22 protein-coding genes are annotated in these 21,568 nt (G+C 72.9%); 7 read left to right on the top strand and 15 right to left on the bottom strand.

What is annotated here, in order from left to right:
- Positions 1–47: 47 nt before the first annotated feature.
- Positions 48–332 carry a DUF6332 family protein gene (locus ACFC1X_RS33385; protein ID WP_376361119.1) on the top strand — a complete coding sequence of 95 codons (285 nt, stop codon included), beginning with the start codon at positions 48–50 and terminating at the stop codon, positions 330–332.
- Here ACFC1X_RS33385 and ACFC1X_RS33380 read toward each other — a convergent pair.
- The 3 genes from ACFC1X_RS33380 to ACFC1X_RS33370 form a co-directional block, all read right to left on the bottom strand.
- On the bottom strand, positions 293–958 hold the full coding sequence (locus tag ACFC1X_RS33380; RefSeq protein ID WP_365637162.1) for a response regulator transcription factor: 666 nt from the start codon (positions 956–958) through the stop codon (positions 293–295). The genes ACFC1X_RS33385 and ACFC1X_RS33380 overlap by 40 nt on opposite strands.
- A complete protein-coding gene (locus ACFC1X_RS33375; RefSeq protein ID WP_376361115.1) occupies positions 955–2,193 on the bottom strand; it encodes a histidine kinase in 1,239 nt (412 codons plus the stop codon). The genes ACFC1X_RS33380 and ACFC1X_RS33375 overlap by 4 nt, the downstream gene beginning before the upstream one ends.
- Positions 2,194–2,476: 283 nt before the next feature.
- Positions 2,477–3,715: a geranylgeranyl reductase family protein gene (locus ACFC1X_RS33370; RefSeq protein ID WP_376361112.1), complete on the bottom strand. Its 1,239-nt coding sequence runs from the start codon at positions 3,713–3,715 to the stop codon at positions 2,477–2,479.
- A 144-nt stretch (positions 3,716–3,859) separates the two neighbouring features.
- On the opposite strand from ACFC1X_RS33370, the gene ACFC1X_RS33365 reads away from it, so the two are divergent.
- A complete protein-coding gene (locus ACFC1X_RS33365; RefSeq protein ID WP_376361109.1) occupies positions 3,860–5,215 on the top strand; it encodes a dipeptidase in 1,356 nt (451 codons plus the stop codon).
- Positions 5,216–5,288: 73 nt separating this feature from the next.
- Positions 5,289–5,993: an MBL fold metallo-hydrolase gene (locus ACFC1X_RS33360; protein WP_376361106.1), complete on the top strand. Its 705-nt coding sequence runs from the start codon at positions 5,289–5,291 to the stop codon at positions 5,991–5,993.
- Between the two features lies 1 nt (position 5,994).
- On the opposite strand, the gene ACFC1X_RS33355 is transcribed toward ACFC1X_RS33360, so the two are convergent.
- From ACFC1X_RS33355 to ACFC1X_RS33345, 3 genes are all read right to left on the bottom strand, one after another.
- Entirely contained in the window at positions 5,995–7,038 is a 1,044-nt protein-coding gene (locus ACFC1X_RS33355) for an NUDIX domain-containing protein (protein ID WP_376361104.1), read from the bottom strand.
- A gap of 146 nt (positions 7,039–7,184) precedes the next feature.
- Complete coding sequence (locus ACFC1X_RS33350) at positions 7,185–7,379, bottom strand: hypothetical protein (protein WP_376361101.1); 195 nt, start codon at positions 7,377–7,379, stop codon at positions 7,185–7,187.
- Positions 7,380–7,687: 308 nt separating this feature from the next.
- Positions 7,688–8,641, bottom strand: a complete 954-nt coding sequence (locus ACFC1X_RS33345; RefSeq protein WP_376361098.1) for an ROK family protein — start codon at positions 8,639–8,641, stop codon at positions 7,688–7,690.
- Positions 8,642–8,868: 227 nt separating this feature from the next.
- Between ACFC1X_RS33345 and ACFC1X_RS33340 the strand changes: the two genes are divergently transcribed.
- Together ACFC1X_RS33340 and ACFC1X_RS33335 are read left to right on the top strand one after the other, a co-directional pair.
- Positions 8,869–9,945, top strand: coding sequence for a LacI family DNA-binding transcriptional regulator (locus ACFC1X_RS33340; RefSeq protein WP_376361095.1), 1,077 nt, complete (start codon positions 8,869–8,871; stop codon positions 9,943–9,945).
- A 19-nt stretch (positions 9,946–9,964) separates the two neighbouring features.
- A complete protein-coding gene (locus ACFC1X_RS33335; RefSeq protein WP_376361198.1) occupies positions 9,965–10,837 on the top strand; it encodes a hypothetical protein in 873 nt (290 codons plus the stop codon).
- 334 nt (positions 10,838–11,171) lie between these two features.
- On the opposite strand, the gene ACFC1X_RS33330 is transcribed toward ACFC1X_RS33335, so the two are convergent.
- The 5 genes from ACFC1X_RS33330 to ACFC1X_RS33310 all read right to left on the bottom strand — a co-directional run bounded on the left by ACFC1X_RS33330 (position 11,172) and on the right by ACFC1X_RS33310 (position 15,710).
- The gene (locus tag ACFC1X_RS33330; protein WP_376361092.1) at positions 11,172–12,470 is read right to left on the bottom strand and encodes a DUF6986 family protein; all 1,299 of its coding nucleotides are present in this window, start codon (positions 12,468–12,470) and stop codon (positions 11,172–11,174) included.
- 166 nt (positions 12,471–12,636) lie between these two features.
- On the bottom strand, positions 12,637–13,599 hold the full coding sequence (locus ACFC1X_RS33325) for an electron transfer flavoprotein subunit alpha/FixB family protein (protein ID WP_376361089.1): 963 nt from the start codon (positions 13,597–13,599) through the stop codon (positions 12,637–12,639).
- A gap of 54 nt (positions 13,600–13,653) precedes the next feature.
- A complete protein-coding gene (locus tag ACFC1X_RS33320) occupies positions 13,654–14,442 on the bottom strand; it encodes an electron transfer flavoprotein subunit beta/FixA family protein (protein ID WP_361355994.1) in 789 nt (262 codons plus the stop codon).
- Positions 14,443–14,674: 232 nt separating this feature from the next.
- Positions 14,675–15,184 (bottom strand): flavin reductase family protein, encoded by a 510-nt coding sequence (locus ACFC1X_RS33315; protein WP_376361086.1) that lies wholly within the window; start codon positions 15,182–15,184, stop codon positions 14,675–14,677.
- A 145-nt stretch (positions 15,185–15,329) separates the two neighbouring features.
- A complete protein-coding gene (locus tag ACFC1X_RS33310) occupies positions 15,330–15,710 on the bottom strand; it encodes a TlpA family protein disulfide reductase (protein ID WP_376361083.1) in 381 nt (126 codons plus the stop codon).
- A 265-nt stretch (positions 15,711–15,975) separates the two neighbouring features.
- On the opposite strand from ACFC1X_RS33310, the gene ACFC1X_RS33305 reads away from it, so the two are divergent.
- Positions 15,976–16,704: a lysophospholipid acyltransferase family protein gene (locus ACFC1X_RS33305; RefSeq protein ID WP_376361080.1), complete on the top strand. Its 729-nt coding sequence runs from the start codon at positions 15,976–15,978 to the stop codon at positions 16,702–16,704.
- A 10-nt stretch (positions 16,705–16,714) separates the two neighbouring features.
- Here the strand turns inward: ACFC1X_RS33305 and ACFC1X_RS33300 are convergent, their stop codons facing one another.
- The 4 genes from ACFC1X_RS33300 to ACFC1X_RS33285 form a co-directional block, all read right to left on the bottom strand.
- Positions 16,715–17,287, bottom strand: coding sequence for a transglutaminase domain-containing protein (locus ACFC1X_RS33300; protein ID WP_376361077.1), 573 nt, complete (start codon positions 17,285–17,287; stop codon positions 16,715–16,717).
- A gap of 86 nt (positions 17,288–17,373) precedes the next feature.
- Positions 17,374–18,444 (bottom strand): threonine aldolase family protein, encoded by a 1,071-nt coding sequence (locus ACFC1X_RS33295; protein WP_376361074.1) that lies wholly within the window; start codon positions 18,442–18,444, stop codon positions 17,374–17,376.
- Positions 18,441–19,187, bottom strand: a complete 747-nt coding sequence (locus ACFC1X_RS33290) for an SDR family NAD(P)-dependent oxidoreductase (RefSeq protein ID WP_376361071.1) — start codon at positions 19,185–19,187, stop codon at positions 18,441–18,443. Before ACFC1X_RS33290 ends, ACFC1X_RS33295 begins: the two co-directional genes overlap by 4 nt.
- Before the next feature lie 59 nt (positions 19,188–19,246).
- Positions 19,247–20,644, bottom strand: coding sequence for a DUF6421 family protein (locus ACFC1X_RS33285; RefSeq protein ID WP_376361068.1), 1,398 nt, complete (start codon positions 20,642–20,644; stop codon positions 19,247–19,249).
- 228 nt (positions 20,645–20,872) lie between these two features.
- Between ACFC1X_RS33285 and ACFC1X_RS33280 the strand changes: the two genes are divergently transcribed.
- On the top strand, positions 20,873–21,556 hold the full coding sequence (locus ACFC1X_RS33280) for a glycerophosphodiester phosphodiesterase (RefSeq protein ID WP_376361065.1): 684 nt from the start codon (positions 20,873–20,875) through the stop codon (positions 21,554–21,556).
- Positions 21,557–21,568: the final 12 nt, after the last annotated feature.

The following is a 21,568-nucleotide window of genomic DNA, read 5'->3' as shown; positions in this document are numbered from 1 at the left end:
GCCCGCGACCGGTCGCCGGATCGGCCGGATCTGCCAGACTTGCCGGCATGGAGACCTACGGGGGACGGCGTACGCAGGGCGAGCGGGACGCGATGACGGTCGAGATCGGCTACGCGCTGTGCAGCGCGGCGTTCGCGGCGGCCGTGCTGTTCGGGGCCGTGGCGGGACCCGCGTATCTCTTCGATCTGCCGGCCGGCGTGCGAGGCGCGCTGGTCGCGGTGGGAGGGGTGCTGGCCGCCGTGGTGTTCCTGGTCAGGGTCGCGAGTGTGCTGGTGCGGTTCGGACGCGGGCGTCAGCCCAGCCAGCCCGGCCGCACCAACCCCGACTCGTAGGCCAGCACGACCAGTTGGGCGCGGTCGCGGGCGCCCAGCTTGACCATGGTGCGGCTGACGTGGGTCTTGGCGGTGAGCGGGCTGACGACCAGTCTGCGGGCGATCTCCTCGTTGGACAGGCCGATGCCGACCAGGGCCATCACCTCCCGTTCCCGCTCGGTCAGCCGGGCCAACTCGCCTGCCGCCGCGGGCTCCTTGGACCGGGCGGCGAACTCGGCGATCAGGCGCCGGGTCACCCCCGGCGACAGCAGCGCGTCGCCGTCCACCACCGCGCGCACGGCGCGCAGGAGTTCCTCCGGTTCGGTGTCCTTGACCAGGAAGCCGGACGCGCCCGAGCGGATGGCCTCGAAGACGTACTCGTCGAGTTCGAAGGTGGTGAGCATGACGACCTTCACCTCCCGCAGGCCGGCGTCCCCGGTGATCCGGCGGGTCGCGGCCAGGCCGTCGAGCAGGGGCATGCGGATGTCCATCAGGACGACGTCGGGGCGCAGTTCGCGGATCACGCGCACCGCCTCCTCGCCGTCGGCGGCCTCGGCGACCACCTCGATGTCCGCCTGGGCGTCCAGCAGGGCCCGGAACCCTGCCCGTACCAGTGACTGGTCGTCGGCGAGCAGTACGCGGATCACCGGTCCTCCTCCTTCGTGTGCGCCACGTCGATCGGCAGCGCGGCGAGCACGCGGAAGCCGCCGTCGGCGCGCGGGCCCGCCTCGATGGTGCCACCCAGCGCCGCCGCCCGCTCCCGCATCCCGGCCAGCCCGTTGCCGCTGCCGCCCGCGTCGGCGCCCGTCGCCGGTCCGTCGTCGTCGACGCGCAGCCGCAGCGTGCGGCCGTCCCGGTCGAGGCGCACGCGCGCGTGCCGTGAACCCGAGTGCCGCACCACGTTGGTGAGCGCCTCCTGGACGATGCGGAACGCCGCCAGGTCGGTACCGGGCGACAGTCGCGGCGGCTCCCCCTCGACCTCGACGGTGAGGCCCGCGCTCGCCGCCTGCTCGACCAGTTCGGGCAGCCGGTCGAGGCCGGGGGCCGGTGCGCGCGGCACGTCCCCGGGGGTGCGCAGGGCGTCGAGGACCTGCCGCACCTCGCCGAGCGCCTCCTTGCTCTGGTCCTTGATGGTGGTGAGCGCGGTGCGCGCCTGCTCCGGTTCGGAGTCGAGGAGGGCGAGTCCGACGCCCGCCTGCACATTGATCACGGAGATGCTGTGCGCGAGGACGTCGTGCAGCTCACGGGCGATCCGCAGCCGCTCCTCGTCCGCGCGGCGCTTCGCCGCCTGGGCCCGTTCGGCCCGCTCCCGCGCCCACTGCTCACGCCGGGTCCGGGCCAGCTCCGCCAGCGCCACGATCGCCACCACCCAGGTGGCGATCACGATCTCCTCTCCCCAGGAGGCGGCGGAGTCCCCGGAGGGCGGCAGCCAGCGGTAGAGCCAGTGCGACACCAGGGCGTGCCCGGCCCACAGCGTGACCATCGCCGCCCACGCGGCCCGGCGGTGCCCGGCGACGACGGCACTGAAGCAGGCCACCGCGACGGCCACGAACACCGGCCCGTACGGGTATCCGGAACCCAGGTAGAACAGCGTGGTGGCCGCCGTGCCGAACACCACGGGCACCGGGTGGCGCTGCCGCCACAGCAGGGCGGCCCCGGTGACGAACAGCAGCGCCCGCGCGAAGGGGTCCAGGTCGGCCCGCTGCTCCGCCTGGGCGTGCGCGGCGAAGTTGGAGCCGATCAGCACGAACGCCGTGATCAGAGCGGTGGAACGCCAGGGCCACCGGGGGCGGCGCTCCTCGTCGTCCCGCCGGTCCCACCACGGGGGTCCGTGCCGCCACCACTGCGGTGGTCCGCCGCGGCGCTCGCGCTGTCCGTCCATGCCGCCACGCTAGACGCCGGGTGCCTCCGGCGGCGTCAGCCGGGCGTGGTGATCACGGGTACTCCCGGGGAAGTACGGCGGGGCTCCGCCGGGGGGAGGGCCGCTGTGAGTGGGGGCTTCTGACGGTGGGCGGGTGCGGGTGGGTGGTGGCTGGGCGCGCAGTTCCCCGCGCCCCTGGGTGGGTCGGCGCGACGTTCCTTCAGGGGCTGCGGGGAGCTTCTGACGGTGAGCGGCTGCGGGTGGGTGGTGGCTGGGCGCGCAGTTCCCCGCGCCCCTGGGTGGGTCAGCCCGACGTTCCTTCAGGGGTGTCGGTGGGGCGTCGGTCCATTGCTGTCAGTGCTCGCTGGGCCAGCGGGTGGCCGCGGACCAGTTCGCCCAGGGACGTCGATCCCTGCGTGATGTCCTTGAATGCCTTCCAGGCGGGGCGGAATCCGGTCAGGGCCGCGTGGAAGAGGCCAGGACGGCGCTCGAAGACAGCCAGCATGCGCTTGCCGACGCTCATCTCCACACCCAGGCCGGCCTTGATGGCGAAGGCGTAGTTCAGCGCCTGCCTGCGCGCGTCCACCGCGTCGTGCGCCTCGGAGATCCGTACCGCCCACTCCCCCGCGAGCCGGCCCGACCGCAGCGCGAAGGAGATGCCCTCGCGGGTCCACGGCTCCAGGAGGCCCGCCGCGTCGCCGCAGACCAGGACCCGGCCGCGGGAGAGCGGCGAGTCGTCCGCGCGGCAGCGCGTCAGATGGCCGGAGGAGATGCTCGGCTCGAACCCGGCGAGGCCGAGCCGGCCGACGAAGTCCTCCAGGTACCGCTTGGTCGCCGCGCCCTCGCCGCGCGCCGAGATCACCCCGACGGTGAGCGTGTCGCCCTTGGGGAAGACCCAGCCGTAACTGCCGGGCATCGGCCCCCAGTCGATGAGGACGCGTCCCTTCCAGTCCTCGGCGACCGTGTCCGGCACCGGGATCTCCGCCTCCAGGCCGAGATCGACCTGGTCCAGCTTCACCCCGACGTGCGCGCCTATCCGGCTGGCGCTGCCGTCCGCGCCGACGACGGCCCGCGCCAGCACCGTCTCCCCGCCCTGGAGGACGACGGCGACGGTGCGCCGGTCCGGGACCGCCGACCCGTGCTGCTCCACCCGGGCCACCGTCGCCCCGGTGCGCACCTCGGCGCCCGCCTTCTGCGCGTGCTCGACGAGCTGCTGGTCGAACTCGGGCCGGTTGATCAGCCCGAACAGCATCTGCCGGGAGCGCCGGGTCCGGGTGAAGCGTCCGTTGTTCGAGAACGTCACCGCGTGCACCCGGTCCCGGAAGGGCAGCTCGAAGCCGGGCGGGAGGGTGTCCCGCGAGGGACCGATGATGCCGCCGCCGCACGTCTTGTAGCGGGGCAGCTCCGCCTTCTCAAGCACCAGCACGCGGCGCCCCGCGACCGCCGCCGCGTAGGCGGCCGAGGCCCCCGCCGGTCCCGCGCCCACCACGACGACGTCCCAGACCTGACGCGCGTCGTCCGCCGAAGAGTTCTCGCTGCTCACGATGGTCTACTGCTCCGATCAAACCGCATGCCGCACCTGACCCCCGCATCCTACGGCGGCCATCGCCGCAGGCCACTGTGGGAGGATCGGCCCATCAATCCAAGTACTCCTTGGTACAACGTCGCACCCACAAGGAGCGTGCCCATGTCGTCGAATCCGGTCGCCGAGACCGTCTCCTCGCTGCTGCCCCGCGCGAAGGAGGAACTCGCCGCGCTGGTGGCCTTCAAATCGGTGGCGGACTTCGACCAGTTCCCGCGCAGCGAGAGCGTCGGCGCCGCCAACTGGATAGCGTCGGCCTTGCGCGCCGAGGGGTTCCAGGACGTGGACCTGCTCGACACGCCGGACGGCACGCAGTCGGTGTACGGGTACCTGCCCGGGCCCGAGGGCGCGAAGACGGTGCTGCTCTACGCGCACTACGACGTGCAGCCGCCGCTGGACGAGGCCGGCTGGGTCACGCCGCCGTTCGAGCTGACCGAGCGGAACGGCCGCTGGTACGGGCGCGGCGCGGCCGACTGCAAGGGCGGTGTGCTGATGCACCTGCTGGCGCTGCGCGCGCTCAAGGCGAACGGCGGCGTGCCGGTGCACGTCAAGGTGATCGCCGAGGGTTCGGAGGAGCAGGGCACGGGCGGTCTGGAGCGGTACGCCGAGGCGCACCCGGAGCTGCTGGCCGCGGACACCATCGTCATCGGCGACGCGGGCAACTTCCGGGTCGGCCTGCCGACGGTCACCTCGACGCTGCGCGGCATGACCCTGGTGCGCGTGCGGGTGGACACGCTCGAAGGCAACCTGCACTCGGGGCAGTTCGGCGGTGCGGCGCCCGACGCGCTGGCCGCCCTGATCCGCGTACTGGACTCGCTGCGCGCCGAGGACGGCTCCACGACCGTCGACGGGCTGGCGGCGGACAGCGCGTGGGAGGGCCTGGCGTACGACGAGGAGCAGTTCCGCCGGGACGCCCGGGTGCTGGAGGGCGTGGAGCTGATCGGCTCCGGCTCGGTCGCGGACCGGATCTGGGCCCGCCCCGCCGTCACCGTGCTCGGCATCGACTGCCCGCCGGTCGTCGGCGCCACCCCGTCGGTGCAGGCGGGCGCCCGCGCGCTGGTGAGCCTCAGGGTGCCGCCGGGCGTGGACGCCGCCGAGGCCACCAAGCTGCTCCAGGCGCACCTGGAGGCGCGTACGCCGTGGGGCGCCCGGGTCGGCGTCGAACAGATCGGCCAGGGCCAGGCGTTCCGCGCCGACACCACCAGCCCGGCGTACCAGGCCATGGCGGACGCGATGGCGGTGGCGTACCCCGGCGAGGAGATGCAGTACGCCGGTCAGGGCGGCTCCATCCCGCTGTGCAACACCCTGGCGGCGCTGTACCCGGAGGCCGAGATCCTGCTGATCGGCCTGAGCGAGCCGGAGGCGCAGATCCACGCGGTGAACGAGAGCGTGTCCCCGGAGGAGCTGGAGCGGCTGTCGGTCGCCGAGGCGCTGTTCCTGCGCAACTACGCGGCGAGCTGAGCCGGGGCGGCTCGGGTTCTGCCGTCGGCAGAGGGGCCTCGCCACCGCGCGGGGCCCTGCCTACGGTCGTCCCATGGACGTCATCGAGCTGCTGCCGCGTCTGCGCCTGCTGCGCTTCCCTGTCGGCCAGGCCTACCTCTGGCGCGACGGCGACGACCTGACGCTGATCGACGCCGGGCCGGCCGGGGCCGGTGCGGGCATCGCCGCGTGGGCCGGCTCCTTCGGGCGTGTACGGCGTGTCGTCCTCACCCACTTCCACGAGGACCACGTGGGCGGGGCGCAGGAGGTCGCCGCGCTCACCGGGGCCGAGGTGGTGGCGCACACCCTGGAGGCGCCCGTCGTGCGCGGTGAGGTGCCGGGTCCGCCGCCCGTGTACGAGGACTGGGAGCGTCCGCTGCACGAGAACGCGCTGCGGCTGCTGCCGCGGGGCGGCTTCGACCGGCCGACGCGGGTGACCGAGGTGTCCGACGGCGACGTTCTGGACTTCGGCGGCGGGGCGCGGGTCGTGCACGCGCCGGGCCACACAGACGGAAGCATCGGGCTGCACCTTCCTCGGCACGGTGTGCTGTTCACGGGCGACGCCGTCGCCGCGTCGCCGGACGACGGCGGGGTGATCCTCGGCGTGTTCAACACCGACCGGGACCGGGCCGTCGCCTCCTTCGGGCGTCTGGCCGCCCTCGACCCGGAGTTGGTCTGCTTCGGTCACGGGGATCCGGTGACCGTCCGGGCCGGGGAGGCGCTGCGGAAGTCGGCGCGGAGCTACGGGGCGGCCGTCTGAGTCAGCCGACGGGGATGCCCGCCTCCAGGTAGAGGGCGGCTCCGCGTTCCCGCGCCCGCAGGGCCCAGCGCAGCCGCTCGTAGCGGACCGGGGGCAGCAGGCCGGCCGCCTCGTCCTCGGTGACGAAGCGCCAGTCGCGCAGTTCCTGGCCGGGGAGCAGCACCCGGCCGGCGTCGGCGGAGTCGAGCCGTCCGCCGTCGAAGAGCAGCCGCAGACCACCGTAGGCGGGGGGTGCGGGCCGTTCCCAGTCGACGACCAGCAGGGCGGGGACGCCGTCGAGGCGGATGCCGGTCTCCTCGTGGACCTCGCGCATGCCCGCGCGGGCGGGCGCCTCGCCGGGTTCGACGACACCGCCGGGGAACTCCCAGCCCGGCTTGTAGGTGGGGTCGACCAGCAGCACGCGGTCCCGCTCGTCGAAGAGCAGGACACCGGCCGCGACGGTCTCACCCGTGGGCTCCGGTGTCTGCACGATCTCGCAGACCGGGGCGGCGCCGGTGCCGACGGCTTCGGCGACCCGGGCGGCGGCCTCGTACGGGGTGAGGGTGCCGGTGTCGACCGGGTGGGCGTCGGCCGTGAGCCAGGAGGCGAGGGCGGACCGGTACGGCTCGATGTTGTCGTACGACCATTGCCGTACGCGTATCTCGCCGTCGGGCGGGCCCTCGGGTATCTCGCGGCGCGCTATCCGCTCCCGCAGGATCGTTTCGGCCGGGGCCAGCAGGACGTGTCTGACCTCGATCCGGCGGGCGGCGAGACCGCCGAAGATCTCGTCCCGGTACTCCTGGCGGAGCAGGGTCGTCGGGACCACGAGGGTCCCGCCGAGCTCGGCGAGCATCGCGGCCGCCGTGTCGATCACCAGGCGGCGCCAGATCGGCAGGTCCTGGAAGTCGCCCACCTCGGCCAGGCGTTTGGGCGGCAGCAGGTGTGCGAGTGCCCCGCCGATGATCTCGGGGTCGAAGAGCGTGCTGTTCGGGATCAGTTCAATCAGTTCCCGTGCGGTGGTGGTCTTCCCCGCACCGAACGCGCCGTTGATCCAGACGACGGTCACAGGTCCCCCTCTTCTGTTGGCCCCCTGTGGCTTGCCCGCTCCACCCTGCCACGGAAACCAGGCCCAGTTGAGGGCGTACGACAGCGGCGCCGGTGCCCCCGGGGAGAGGGACGCCGGCGCCGTGGGTGCGGGTGGTGCGGCGGGCGTCAGCCCAGCTGCCCCAGGGCGTCGTCGTCCAGGGTCAGGCTCTCGGTGGCGACCGTGTCCTCGACCGTGCTGACGGTGTCCTCCACGTCGAGCCCGAGCGGGAGTTCGCTCGGCGCGGCGTGGGACGGAGTGACGGCCGCGACGACGAAGCCGGTGGCGAGGGACGCGAGGGCGAGCATGCTGCGCTTCTTCATGCCCCGTTCAACTACGGGGCGACGCCATGGTCACGGGTACGTCCTGGGAAGCGTCGGTCCAGCCTGCCCCCGGCCTGCCGTGCACGCACGCCGGCCCCGCGCCCAAGGACGCCCCGAGCCGGGGCCCCTTCGGGCACGTCGGCCCCAACCACCTCGCCCGCTTGGCGGCCGCCGCGGGCGCGCCACCGCCGCCGCCGCCCACCGGAGGCCCCGGCTCCACGGCCCGGTACCCCGGCGCTGACCAGGGGCGAGCGGCCACTCCTCCGTCGCCCGCCCGGGGCCACGCGGTCGCCCCAGTGCGCCGGCGCTCAGACGTGCGCCGCAGTCACCCCGGTCGCCCTGGTCAGCGCCGCCGATGCCGCCCCCACGAGGCCCGCGTCGGTGCCCATCTGGGCGGGGACGACCACCAGGCGCTGGACGAAGGAGAGGGTCGCGTAGTCGGTCAGGGCCTTCCGCAGGGGGGTGAAGAGGACGTCGCCCGCCTTGCCCACGCCGCCGCCCACCACGGCGATGTCGATCTCGACCAGGGTCGCGGTGGCGGCGATACCGGCGGCCAGCGCCTGCGCGGCGCGTTCGAAGGAGGCGACCGCGACGGGGTCGCCCAGGCGGGCGGCGGCGGCGACCGCGGCGGCGGAGGTGTCTCCGTCCGGGCCGGGCCGCCAGCCGGCGTCCAGGGCGCGCCGGGCGATGTTGGGACCGCTCGCTATGCGCTCGACGCAGCCGCGGGCACCGCACGGGCAGGCATCCCCGTCCAGGTCCACGCTGATGTGACCGATGTGGCCGGAGTTGCCCGTCGGGCCGGGGTGCAGCCGCCCGCCCAGCACCAGGCCGCCGCCGACGCCCGTCGAGACCACCATGCACAGCGCGTTGTCGTGCCCGCGCGCGGCGCCCTGCCAGTGTTCGGCCGCCGTGATGGCCACCCCGTCGCCGATCAGCTCGACGGGCAGGTCGCCGACGGCGTCCCGGACCCGTCGGACCAGCGGGTAGTCGCGCCAGCCGGGCACGTTCACCGGACTGACCGTCCCGGCGGAGGCGTCCACCGGGCCCGCGCTGCCGATCCCGACGGCCGTGACCCGCCCCCACAGCGCCGACGCCGTCAGCTCCGCGAGTACGGCCTCGACGGCCCCCATCACGGTGTCACCGTCCTCCCGGGCGGGCGTCGCACGCTGGGCGCGCGCGTGGATGCGGCCGGCGCCGTCCACCAGCGCGCCGGCGATCTTGGTGCCGCCGATGTCCAGCGCTGCCACGAGGTCGGTGTGCATCAGAGTCGGATCTCCCCGTCGGACCGAAAACGAAAAAAGAAAGCGAAAAAGGCGAACACAAGTGCGCACCGTGGACCGGTCCCAGGTGGGGACGAGGACCGGAGAGTGCGATGGACAGTGTCTCCCGCATCTGACAACGTTGTCCAGGCTCTATGCTCGACGCCACATCCTCATACAAACGCATGACCGACACATCCCCCGTGGACGACAGGAGCCGACGCACTCCCGTGGACGACAGGACAGGACACCGCATCGTGCCCGACACGACCCGCCGCGCAGACCGCCTCCCCGGGAACCGCTACGGCAATCGCCCGACCATGAAGGACGTCGCCGCCCGGGCCGGGGTCGGCCTGAAGACCGTCTCCCGGGTCGTCAACGGGGAGCCCGGCGTCACCCCGGAGACCGAGCGCCGCGTCCAGGAGGCCATCGACGCCCTCGGCTTCCGCCGCAACGACAGCGCGCGGGTGCTCCGCAAGGGACGGACCGCGAGCATCGGCCTCGTCCTGGAGGATCTGGCCGACCCGTTCTACGGGCCGCTCAGCCGGGCCGTGGAGGAGGTGGCCCGGGCGCACGGCGCGCTGCTGATCAACGGGTCCAGCGCGGAGGACCCGGACCGGGAGCAGGAGCTGGTGCTGGCGCTGTGCGCGCGGCGCGTCGACGGCCTCGTGGTCATCCCGGCCGGGGACGACCACCGGTACCTGGAGCCCGAGCTGAAGGCGGGCGTCGCGACGGTGTTCGTGGACCGCCCGGCGGGGCAGATCGACGCGGACGTGGTGGTGTCCGACAACTTCGGCGGCGCCCGCGACGGCGTGGCCCACCTCATCGCGCACGGGCACCGCAGGATCGGCTTCATCGGCGACATGCCCCGCATCCACACCGCCGCCGAGCGGCTGCGCGGCTACCGGGCCGCCATGGAGGACGCCGGCATCCCGGTGAAGGACTCTTGGATGTCCCTGGGCGTCACCGACCCCGAGCGGGTGCGCAGGGCGGCCGAGGACATGCTCGCGGACCCGCAGCCGGTCACCGCGATCTTCACCGGCAACAACCGGGTGACCGTCACCGTCATCCGCGTCCTGGCCGAGCACACGCCGGGCGTCGCCCTCGTCGGCTTCGACGACATCGAGCTGGCCGACCTGCTCCAGCCGGGCGTCACCGTGGTCGCGCAGGACGCGGCCGCCCTCGGCCGCACCGCCGCCGAGCGCCTCTTCCGGCAGCTGGACGGCACCCTCCTCGCGCCGGACCGCATCGAACTGCCGACCAGGCTCGTCACCCGCGGCTCGGGCGAGCTGCCGCCGGCGGGCTGAGGCGGGCGTGGCGAAGCCACTGGGCGAGGGCTCCGCGCCGCGGCCTCCCGAGGGCACCCGCGCGTCCGTACGGGCCGACGGCGACGACCGGACGCTGGAGGCGCTCGGGCTGGCCGGGGTGCCCCGTGAGGAGCCGCTGCTGTACCCGGGCGCGTGGCCCCGGGAGTCGGGGCTGCTCGACGGGGACCGGCTGCTGCCGCTGGACGGGCCGGTCGACGAGGCCGGGGGCGGCCGGGTCCCGGTGCTGGCGATCGGTTCCAACGCGAGCCCGGGCCAGCTGCGCCACAAGATGGCCGAATTCGGCATCGACTCACCGATCCCGATGGTCAGGACCCGGGTCACCGGCCTGGACATCGGGGTCTCCGCCCATGTGAGCCGCATGGGCTACGTCTCCGCCTCGCCGGTGGGTGCCCCGGGCGTCGTACGGGAGCTGTTCGTCCTGTGGCTGGACCCCGAGCAGCTCGCCGTGATCGACGCGAGCGAGGGCGTGCCCATGGCCCGCGGCAACTTCGACCGCGCCTGGCTCCCCGCGCCCGAGGTACGCGTCGAGCCGCCCGACGGCGCGGTGCTGCGCGGCGCGTACATCTACGTCAACCGCCACGGCGTCCTGCACGACGGCACCGGCACGCCACGGCGGCACCCGGGCGAGCAACGGCCCCTGATCACCGACCTGCTGCGCGGGTCGGCCCGGTTGCGCGCACTCTTCGGCACGACACCCGAGGAGTTCTGCGCCCGGGCCCGGGCCGACCGCTCACTGTGCGACCGGGGCACGCGGCTGTTCGCCGAGGAGCGACGCGTGACGCCATCCGGCCTGGAGCAGTACGTACGCCCCGACCGACCCGAGGACCCCCGCACCGGGACCCACCCGCCGCCTACTGAGCCGATGCCGTGAGGCCGCCGCGCCGGAGCGCCGACGAGCCCTCCCCGGCGCGGCGCGGCGCTGCCCGAAAGGGCGACGCGACCACTTCACCGAGCAACGGCGCGTGACGGCGCCCGGCCGGGAGAGGCACGCGCCCCCCGGCCTGCCCGAGGACCCCTGCACCGGGACCCGCCCGCCGCCTATTACGCCGATGCCCTGAGGTCACCACGACGGACGCGGAGAAGCCCGCAGGCCGCGGCACCGTACGACCGGAGAACGCCGCTGCTCACCGACGATCGCGAGGGACGGCGTCCGGCCTGGAACGCTCCAGGGCACCCCGGCCGGACCGGGGACCCCACCCGCCCCCCTACTGCGCCGACGCCGTGAGGTCGCCGCGTCGGGGTGCGGAGAAGCCCTCCAGGTCGGTGCGGGTCAGGCCGGTGAGGCGGGCGACCTCTCCGATGTCGAGGGCGCCGCAGTCCAGGCCGCGCAGCAGGTAGCCGGCGAGGGCCTTGGCGGTGGCGGGCTCGTCCGCGATGTCGCCGCCGGTGTGGTTGGCGTAGCGGGCGAGGCGGGCGGCGGCCTGCTCGAAGCCCTCGCGGTAGAAGGCGAAGACGGCCGCGTACCGGGTGGGGATGTGGGCGGGGTGCATGTCCCAGCCCTGGTAGTAGGCGCGGGCGAGGGCGCGGCGGGTGAGGCCGTAGTGCAGGCGCCAGGCGTCGTGCACCTTGGCCGTGGGGCCGACCGGCAGGACGTTGGTGGAACCGTCCGAGACCCGTACGCCGGTGCCCGCGGCGGCGACCTGCATGACCGCCTTGGCGTGGTCGGCGGCGGGGTGGTCGCTGGCCTGGTGGGCGGCGGAGACGCCGAGGCAGGCGCTGTAGTCGAAGGTGCCGTAGTGCAACCCGGTGGCGCGGCCCTCCGCGGCCTGGATCATGCGGGCGACGGCGGCGGTGCCGTCGGTGGCCAGGATGGACTGGCTGGTCTCGATCTGGATCTCGAAGCCGATCCGGCCCGGCGTCAGGCCGCGCGCCTTCTCGAACGCCTCCAGGAGCCGCACCATGGCGGTGACCTGCTCGGGGTAGGTCACCTTCGGCAGTGTGAGGACCAGTCCCTCGGGCAGGCCGCCGGCCTCCATCAGGCCGCTGAGGAAGACGTCGAGGGTGCGGATGCCGCGGGCCCGCACCGGGGCCTCCATGCACTTCATCCGGATGCCCATGTACGGGGCCGCCGTGCCCTGTTCGTACGCCTCGGCGATCAGCCGGGCGGCACGGGCGGCGGCCTCGTCCTCCTCGGCGTCCGTGCGGTTGCCGTAGCCGTCCTCGAAGTCGACCCGGAGGTCTTCGATCGGCTCGCGCTCCAGCTTGGCGCGCACGCGCGTGTACACGGGCTCGGCGAGGTCGTCGGTGAGGCCGAGGACGGCGGCGAAGGAGGCGGCGTCCGGGGCGTGTTCGTCGAGGGCGGCGAGCGCCTGGTCGCCCCAGGAGCGGACGGTGTCGGCGGCGAAGACGTCACCGGGGACGTACACGGTGTGGACGGGCTGGCGGGTGCCCGGGTCTCCGGGGTAGCGGCGCTCCAGCTCCGCGTCGACCGGTGCGAGGGAGGCACTGATCTCCTCGCCGACGGCGCCCGCGAGGCTCGTTGCCACCTTCTCCTGCTGACCCATCCCACACCCTCCTGGTATCCACTTTTCCGCTGAACGGAATCAATAATCCGTAGAGCGAAGTTATCCGGCGGTTCGTCGCCGGTCAACACCATCCTGCGCAGACACCGAGGCCCCCGCGACCAGGACGACGGTCGCGGGGGCCTCGGCCGGAATGCCGGGAGGGCGCTCAGCCCTTGCGGGACTTCACTTCCTCGGTGAGCTGCGGGACCACGTCGAACAGGTCGCCGACGACGCCGTAGTCGACCAGGTCGAAGATCGGTGCCTCGGCGTCCTTGTTGATCGCCACGATCGTCTTCGAGGTCTGCATGCCCGCGCGGTGCTGGATCGCGCCGGAGATACCGGAGGCGATGTACAGCTGCGGCGAGACGGACTTGCCGGTCTGGCCGACCTGGTTGGTGTGCGGGTACCAGCCCGCGTCCACCGCGGCGCGCGAGGCACCGACGGCCGCGCCGAGCGAGTCGGCGAGCGCCTCGATGATCGCGAAGTTCTCCGCGCCGTTGACGCCACGGCCGCCGGAGACGACGATCGCGGCCTCGGTCAGCTCGGGGCGACCGGTCGACTCGCGCGGCGTGCGCGCGGTGACCTTGGTGCCCGTGGCCTGGGCGGAGAAGGTGACCGACAGGGCCTCGACGGCACCGGCGGCCGCGGCGGGCTCGACGGCGGCGCTGTTGGGCTTGACCGTGATGACCGGGGTGCCCTTGGAGACGCGGGACTTGGTGGTGAAGGCGGCGGCGAACACCGACTGGGTGGCCACCGGGCCCTCGTCGCCGGCCTCCAGGTCGACGGCGTCGGTGATGACGCCCGAGCCGATGCGCAGCGCCAGGCGGGCGGCGATCTCCTTGCCCTCGGCGGAGGACGGGACCAGCACGGCGGCCGGGGACACGGCCTCGACGGCGGCCTGGAGGGCGTCCACCTTCGGCACGACCAGGTAGTCGGCGTACTCGGCGGCCTCGTGGGTGAGGACCTTCACCGCGCCGTGCTCGGCGAGGGCGGCGGCGGTGTCGGCGGCGCCGCCACCGAGGGCCACCGCGACCGGCTCGCCGATGCGGCGGGCGAGGGTCAGCAGCTCCAGGGTCGGCTTGCGGACGGCACCGTCCACGTGATCGACGTAGACGAGAACTTCAGCCATGGGACTTCTTCTCTCCTGCTTGCGAAAGATGAGGGGCGGTCGGCGGAGCGGGGCTCAGATGAACTTCTGGCCCGCGAGGAACTCGGCGAGCTGCTTGCCGCCCTCGCCCTCGTCCTTGACGATGGTGCCCGCGGTGCGCGCCGGGCGCTCGGCCGCGGAGTCGACCGCGGTCCAGGCGTTCTCCAGGCCGACCTCGTCCTCGTCGATGTCGAGGTCGGAGAGGTCCCAGGACTCGACCGGCTTCTTCTTGGCCGCCATGATGCCCTTGAAGGACGGGTAACGCGCCTCGCCCGACTGGTCGGTGACGGACACGACGGCCGGGAGGGAGGCCTCCAGCTGCTCGGTGGCGGTGTCGCCGTCCCGGCGGCCCTTGACCGCGCCGCCCTCGACGGAGACCTCGGACAGCAGCGTCACCTGCGGCACGCCCAGGCGCTCGGCGAGCAGCGCCGGTACGACGCCCATGGTGCCGTCGGTGGAGGCCATGCCGGAGACGACCAGGTCGTAGCCGGCCTTCTCGATCGCCTTGGCCAGGACCAGGGAGGTGCCGATGGCGTCGGTGCCGTGCAGGTCGTCGTCCTCGACGTGGATCGCCTTGTCCGCGCCCATGGACAGCGCCTTGCGCAGCGCGTCCTTCGCGTCCTCGGGGCCCACCGTCAGGACGGTGATCTCCACGTCGTCGTCGGAATTCTCGGAGATCTGCAGCGCCTGCTCGACCGCGTACTCGTCCAGTTCGGAGAGCAGACCGTCCACGTCGTCCCGGTCGACGGTCAGGTCATCGGCGAAGTGCCGGTCGCCAGTGGCGTCGGGCACGTACTTCACAGTGACAACGATCCTCAAGCTCACGCCGGCTCTCCTACTGCGTCGACATTTCAGTGCTGCCTCTTGCAGGCAGCATAGGCGCCCCAAGCGGCCGATCCCGGGCGGGGCGACCTGCGCTTCGCACCGGAATATTACTCGTCAGTACACCCAGTTCTTTCCCGCTAAGCAAGCGCTTTGAACTGTGACCTTCGCAACGCAGCGTAACCGGAACTCGACCTCTCCGCAGAAGCGGCCGGTGCCGGGGCGCCGGTACCGGTCAGTCGCGCAGGCCGGTGTAGCCGCCCTGGTGGTACAGCAGCGGACCGCCGGTGCCCGAGGGGGCGCCGGTCAGCACCTCGGCCAGCACGATGCGGTGGTCCCCCGCGGGCACCCGGCCGACGACGCGGCACACGAGCCAGGCGAGGACCCCGTCCAGCAGGGGGACTCCCTGCGGGCCCTCCCGCCAGGCGGTGGGCGCCGCGAAGCGGTCGGCGCCGCTGCGGGCGAAGGTGGCGGCCAGCTCCTGCTGGTGTTCGCCCAGCACGTGCACCCCGACGTACTCGGCCGCGGAGACCGCGGGCCAGCTGGAGGAGCCGGTGCCGATACCGAAGGAGAGCAGCGGCGGCCGGGCGGACACGGACGTGAGGGAGGTGGCCGTGAAGCCGGCCGGACCGGCGGCACCGGACGCGGTGATCACGGCGACTCCGGCCGCGTGCCGCCGGAAGACGGACCGCAGCAGGTCGTCGGTGGCGGGCCGCGGCGCGGCGACGTCGGGTGTGGCCGTCATACGGGGTGTCCTTCTGCGTTGCGCCTCGGTCCCGGCAACGGGGAGCGGGGCCTTCGGGCAGGCTGACGACAGGTGGCGCGCACAGTCAAATACGTCCCGGGACGCGGAAGCTGTGGAGGACGCCTCACCCCCGGCGTGGCGCTGATCACACCGCCTCGCCCAGGGCGGCGATCACGTCCGCCTTGCGCGGCTGCCCGACGGCACGCCGCACGACGCGGCCGCCGCCGTCGAGGACCAGCACGGTCGGGGTCTTGTGCACGCCGAGGGCGCGGACGAGTTCCAGCCGGGCCTCGGCGTCGATCTCGACGTGGGCGACGCCGGGGACCAGGCGGGCCACCTCGCCGAGGACCCGCCGGGTGGCACGGCAGGGGGCGCAGAAGGCGCTGGAGAACTGCACGAGCGTCGCGCGGCTGCCGAGTTCCGCCCCGAGGTCGGCCGCGTCGAGGTGCGGGCCCGGAGTCCCGAGCCCGCCGTCGTCACCCTGCCCGCGCACCAGCGCGCCCCCGTTCCGCCGCGTCCGCGGCACTCATGAGCACGCCTGAGCAGCGCGCCACCGGTCCGGTCGTCCCCAGGTGCAGCACGCGCGGCGGCGTGGAGATTCCCGGTCCACCATCGTCTTCCGGCCACCAAATGGACGGGCGAGTGATGAGGATCTCGCCGCGCACGGGCACCAAGGCTGGTACACGGGCCGTTCTTGGGGCACGATCTGCGACAAGCCGTAAACCTACGGCTGCGTAACTTTCGACTGGGAGTCCCCTTCCCAGGCTGACAAGGAAGGGTCCGACCCGCCCATGGCAGAACTCGCCTACCGCCCGGCCATCGGTCTCGCCCGCACCCTGTTCAAGGTGTGGGACCTCAAGATCGACTGTCAGGGTTCGGAGAACATCCCGCGCGCGGGCGGCGCCGTGCTGGTGAGCAATCACATCAGCTACCTGGACTTCATCTTCGACGGCCTGGCGGCGCTGCCCCAGAAGCGGCTGGTGCGCTTCATGGCGAAGGAGTCGGTCTTCCGGCACCGGGTCTCCGGCCCGCTGATGCGCAACATGAAGCACATCCCGGTGGACCGCAAGCAGGGCGAGGCGGCGTACGCGCACGCCCTGGACTCGCTGCGGTCCGGCGAGATCATCGGGGTCTTCCCGGAGGCGACGATCTCCGAGTCGTTCACGCTGAAGAGCTTCAAGTCGGGCGCCGCGCGCCTGGCGCAGGAAGCGGGCGTCCCGCTGATCCCGATGGCCCTGTGGGGCACCCAGCGCCTGTGGACCAAGGGACACCCGCGCAACTTCAAGCGCAGCCACACCCCGGTCACGATCCGGGTCGGCGAGGCGATGGAGGCCTCCCGCGAGCAGTACGCGGGCGCCATCACCCGCCGCCTGCGCGAGCGCGTGCAGGAGCTGCTGGAGGCCGCGCAGCGCGCCTACCCGGTACGCCCCAAGGGCGCGGACGACACCTGGTGGATGCCGGCCCACCTCGGCGGCACCGCGCCGACGCAGGAGCAGCTGCGCGCGGCCCAGGCGCACTGAGCCGGGCGCGTCAGAGCGCCGTGGGGAGGGTCGCCCACAGGTGCGCCCGGTCGGTGGCCGCCTTCAGGGCGTCCACCACGGCCGGGTGCGGCGCGGCGTACAGCTCCGGGTAGTCCGCCTCCCCCGCCTCGTGGTCCGGCGTGAAGGCCAGCCGCTCCCCCTCCAGGGAGAACCGCGCGTTCACGCCGGGCTTGTTCCCGCGCGGGTCCTGCCGGTGCCAGGCGCCGTTGAAGCGCACCGCGACCAGTCCGTGCACCACGTCGAACCGCTGGTAGCACAGGGCGGTCGGGATGTCCTCGGCCCGCAGCAGGGCGGCCAGCGCGTGGGCCTTGGCGTAGCAGATGCCGGTGCGCCGCTCCAGGACGTCGGAGGCCCGCCAGGTGACGCGCGGGTCTCCGGAGTCCTGTGAGTGCGGGATGGTGTCCCGCACGAACTCGAAGGCCAGTCGCGCATAGGCATACGAGTCGGCCGCCTCTTTGGCGAGTCCGCCGGCCACCTCCCGTACGCGGGGGTGGTCATGGTCGATGACCTCGTCGGCGGCCAGATAGGCGGACAGGTCGGGGGTCTTCTGGATCAGCTCCATGCCCGCAGAGCATAGAAACGCGATCACCCGTCAGTCAATGACTTTTCGGGTGACCGCATATCTATGCATCGAGGGAGCCTCCCGGCTCAGCGCGCCATCTCCTCCTTGAGCGCGGCCAAGAAGGTGTCGACGTCGTCCTCGGTGGTGTCGAAGGCGCACATCCAGCGGACGTCACCGGCGGCCTCGTCCCAGAAGTAGAACCGGAACCGCTTCTGCAGGCGCTCGCTCACCTCGTGCGGCAGGCGGGCGAAGACCGCGTTGGCCTGCACCGGGTAGAGGATCTCCACGCCGTGCACGGCACGCACGCCGTCGGCGAGGCGCTGCGCCATCTCGTTGCCGTGCCGGGCGTTGCGCAGCCACAGGTCCTTGGCGAGCAGCGCCTCCAGCTGCACCGACACGAAGCGCATCTTGGAGGCGAGCTGCATGGAGAGCTTGCGCAGGTGCTTCATGTGGCTGACGGCGTCCTGGTTGAGGACCACGACCGCCTCGCCGAACAGGGCGCCGTTCTTGGTGCCGCCGAGCGAGAGCAGGTCGACGCCGACGGCGTTGGTGAACGTCCGCATGGGCACGTCCAGGGAGGCGGCGGCGTTGGCTATCCGGGAGCCGTCCAGGTGCACCTTCATGCCGTGCGCGTGGGCGTGTTCGCAGATGGCCCGGATCTCGTCGGGCGTGTAGAGCGTGCCCAGCTCGGTGCTCTGGGTGATCGACACGACCTGCGGCATCGCGCGGTGCTCGTCGTCCCAGCCGTACGCCTGCCGGTCGATGAGGTCGGGGGTGAGCTTGCCGTCGGGCGTGGGCACGGTGAGCAGTTTCAGCCCGCCCATGCGCTCGGGGGCGCCGCCCTCGTCGACGTTGATGTGCGCGCTCTCGGCGCAGATCACCGCGCCCCAGCGGTCGGTGACCGCCTGGAGCGCGACGACGTTGGCGCCGGTGCCGTTGAAGACCGGGAACGCCTCGGCGCCGGAGCCGAAGTGGCCGCGGATCACCCGCTGGAGGTTCTCGGTGTACTCGTCCTCGCCGTACGCGACCTGGTGCCCGCCGTTGGCCAGCGCCAGCGCGGCGAGCACCTCCGGGTGGGCCCCGGCGTAGTTGTCACTGGCGAAACCGCGGACCTCGGGGTCGTGATGGCGACGCGCGTCGGTCTTCGGGGGGTTCACGGCTTCTCGGTCAGCCACAGACGGTTTCCGTTCACTTCCGCGGCGGGCATGTCCCAGACTCCGGCGACGGCCTCGGCGAGGTCACGCACGTCCGTGAAGCCCGCGAACTTCGCGTTGGGACGCTCGGCGCGCATCGCGTCGTGCACCAACGCCTTCACCACCAGGATCGCAGCCGCCGACGTCGGCCCCTGCTCGCCCCCCGCCTTGCGGAAGTAGTCCGCCATCGCCAGGGTCCAGGCCTCGGCGGCGGCCTTGGCGGCCGAGTAGGCGGCGTTGCCCGCGGTGGGGTTGCTCGCGCCCGCGGCGCTGATCAGGACGTACCGGCCGCGTTCGCTGCGCTGGAGCGCCTCGTGGAACGCCAGGGAGGTGTGCTGCACCGTGCGGATCAGCAGCAGCTCCAGCAGGTCCCAGTCGTCGAGGTTGGTCTTGGTGAAGCTCTGGCTGCCGCGCCAGCCGCCGACGAGGTGGACGAGGCCGTCGACCCGCCCGAACTCCTGCTCGGTGCGGTCGGCCCAGGCCTGGGCGGCGTCCCGGTCGAGCAGGTCCACGGTCTCGCCGGTGACGCTGGCGCCGCCGTGCGCGTAGCGGGCCGCGTCCACCGCCTCCGCCAGCCGCTCCGGGTCGTTGTCCGAGCCGACGACCGTCGCACCCGCCTCGGCGAGCCGCAGCAGCGCGGCCCGTCCGGCGGGTCCGCCCGCTCCGGCCACCGCGATCACCGCGCCGTCGAGCGCCCCGTTCCCCATGGTCCTCGCCTCCCGAGCCTGTGCCTGCCGCTGTTGTGCCTGACCGCCGGTGCCGTCGCTCACGCGGCGGCCCGCTCGGCGCCGTCCGCGGTGATGCCCCGGGTCGAGGCAATCACCTTCTTGAGTTTCTTGGACAGCGCCTCGTAGAACATGCTCAGCGGAAACTCGTCCGGAAGCACGTCGTCGACCAGCTTGCGCGGGGGCAGGGTGAGGTCCAGGGCGTCGGGGCCCTTCGCCCACTTCGAGCCCGGGTGCGGGGCGAGGTAGGCGGAGACCAGCTCGTAGCCGGCGAACCAGTGGACGATCTTCGGGCGGTCGATGCCGTCCCGGTAGAGCGTCTCGATCTCGGCGCACAGCTGGTTGGTGACCTGGGGCGCCCGCTGCCAGTCGATGAAGAGCTTGTTGTCGGTCCAGCGGACGACGTCGTGCTTGTGCAGGTAGGCGAAGAGGAGCTGGCCGCCGAGCCCGTCGTAGTTGCGCACCCGCTCGCCGGTGACCGGGAAGCGGAACATGCGGTCGAAGAGGACCGCGTACTGCACGTCACGGGCCTGCGGGACGCCGTCGGCCTCCAGGCGTACGGCCTCCCTGAAGGCGGTGAGGTCGCAGCGCAGCTCCTCCAGGCCGTACATCCAGAACGGCTGGCGCTGCTTGATCATGAACGGGTCGAAGGGCAGGTCGCCGTGGCTGTGGGTGCGGTCGTGGACCATGTCCCACAGGACGAAGGCCTCCTCGCAGCGCTTCTGGTCGTCCACCAGCGCGGCGACGTCCTCGGGCAGCTCCAGGCCCAGGATGCCCACGGCGGCCTCGGTGACGCGGCGGAAGCGGGCGGCCTCGCGGTCGCAGAAGATGCCGCCCCAGGAGAAGCGCTCCGGGGCCTCGCGCACGGCGATGGTCTCCGGGAAGAGGACGGCCGAGTTGGTGTCGTAGCCGGCCGTGAAGTCCTCGAAGGTGATGCCGCAGAACAGCGGGTTGTCGTAGCGGGTGCGCTCCAGCTCGGCCAGCCAGTCGGGCCAGACCATGCGCAGCACGACCGCCTCGAAGTTGCGGTCCGGGTTGCCGTTCTGCGTGTACATCGGGAAGACGACCAGGTGCTGGAGGCCGTCCGCGCGGTTCGCGGCGGGCTGGAAGGCCAGCAGCGAGTCGAGGAAGTCGGGCACCTCGAAGCCGCCGTCGGCCCAACGGCCGAGGTCGGCCACCAGGGCCTCGTGGTACGCGTGGTCGTGCGGGAGGAGCGGGGACAGCTCCCGGACCGCCGCGACGACCCGGCGCACGGCGTCCTCGGCGTCGGTCCGCCCGGGCGCGCCCTCTGCGTCGAAGTCGATCGACCCGTCCTTGGACTGCCATGGCCGGATCCGCTCCACGGCATCCTTGAGCGCGGGCCACGCCGGGTGCTCAACCACCCTGCTCGCCGGAGGAACGTTCCCCTCCGCACCCACCTGCACAAGAATTTCCGTCATGTCCCATCCTCTACGAGAGAAGCTTGCGTCAGGACACCGTATGCATACGAGGTTTCTCCCAGCAAGGGGAGGCCCCGTAAATTATCCTGCCCCACCCGGGCCTTCACCGCATTTTTTCCTGCGGGACGCCTTGGCTCGTATACCAGGCGCGGCAGAGGGGAAACGGTCCCGCAGGGCCGTTAGGCTGCCGCCCTGCCATCGCCGACGTCGACGGAAGCGAGTCGAGCCTTGAACTTCCTCACCATCGGTCACCGCGGAGCGATGGGTGTCGAACCCGAGAACACCCTGCGTTCCTTCGTCGCCGCCGAGCAGGCCGGCCTCGACGTCGTCGAACTCGACCTGCATCTGAGCAAGGACGGCGCGCTCGTCGTCATGCACGACGCGGAGGTGGACCGCACCACCGACGGCACCGGCGCGATCGCCGACAAGACCCTCGAGGAGCTGCGCGCGCTGGACGCGGGCCGCGGGGAGCGCATCCCCGTCTTCGAGGAGGTGCTGGACGCCGTCTCCGTGCCGTTGCAGGCCGAGATCAAGGACGCGGCGGCCGCCCGGACGCTCTCCGAGGTGATGCTCCGCCGGGACCTGGTGGACCGGGTGGAGGTGATCTCGTTCCACGACGAGGCCATCGTCGAGATCGCCCGGCTGGTGCCGGGGGTGCGCACCGCGCTGGTCGCGCAGTACTACGGCAAGGAAGTCGTGGACCGGGCCGTGGAGGCGGGCGCCGGGACCCTGTGCCTGGACATCAACCGGATCACCCTGGAGATCGTGGAACGGGCCCGCAAGGCGGGCCTGCGGGTCTTCTCCTGGACCATCAACACCCAGGACCAGCTGCGGCTGGTGCGCGCCCTGGGCCTCGACGGCGCGACGACCGACTACCCGGAGATCAAGCGCACCGGCCGCTTCACCGCCTGAGGACCGCACAAG

It is taken from the genome of Streptomyces sp. NPDC056128, from assembly GCF_042263835.1.
Lineage (GTDB): Bacteria > Actinomycetota > Actinomycetes > Streptomycetales > Streptomycetaceae > Streptomyces.
The sequence above is the reverse complement of the archived record's forward strand: the minus strand, read 5'-3'. Positions and strand labels throughout refer to the sequence as shown.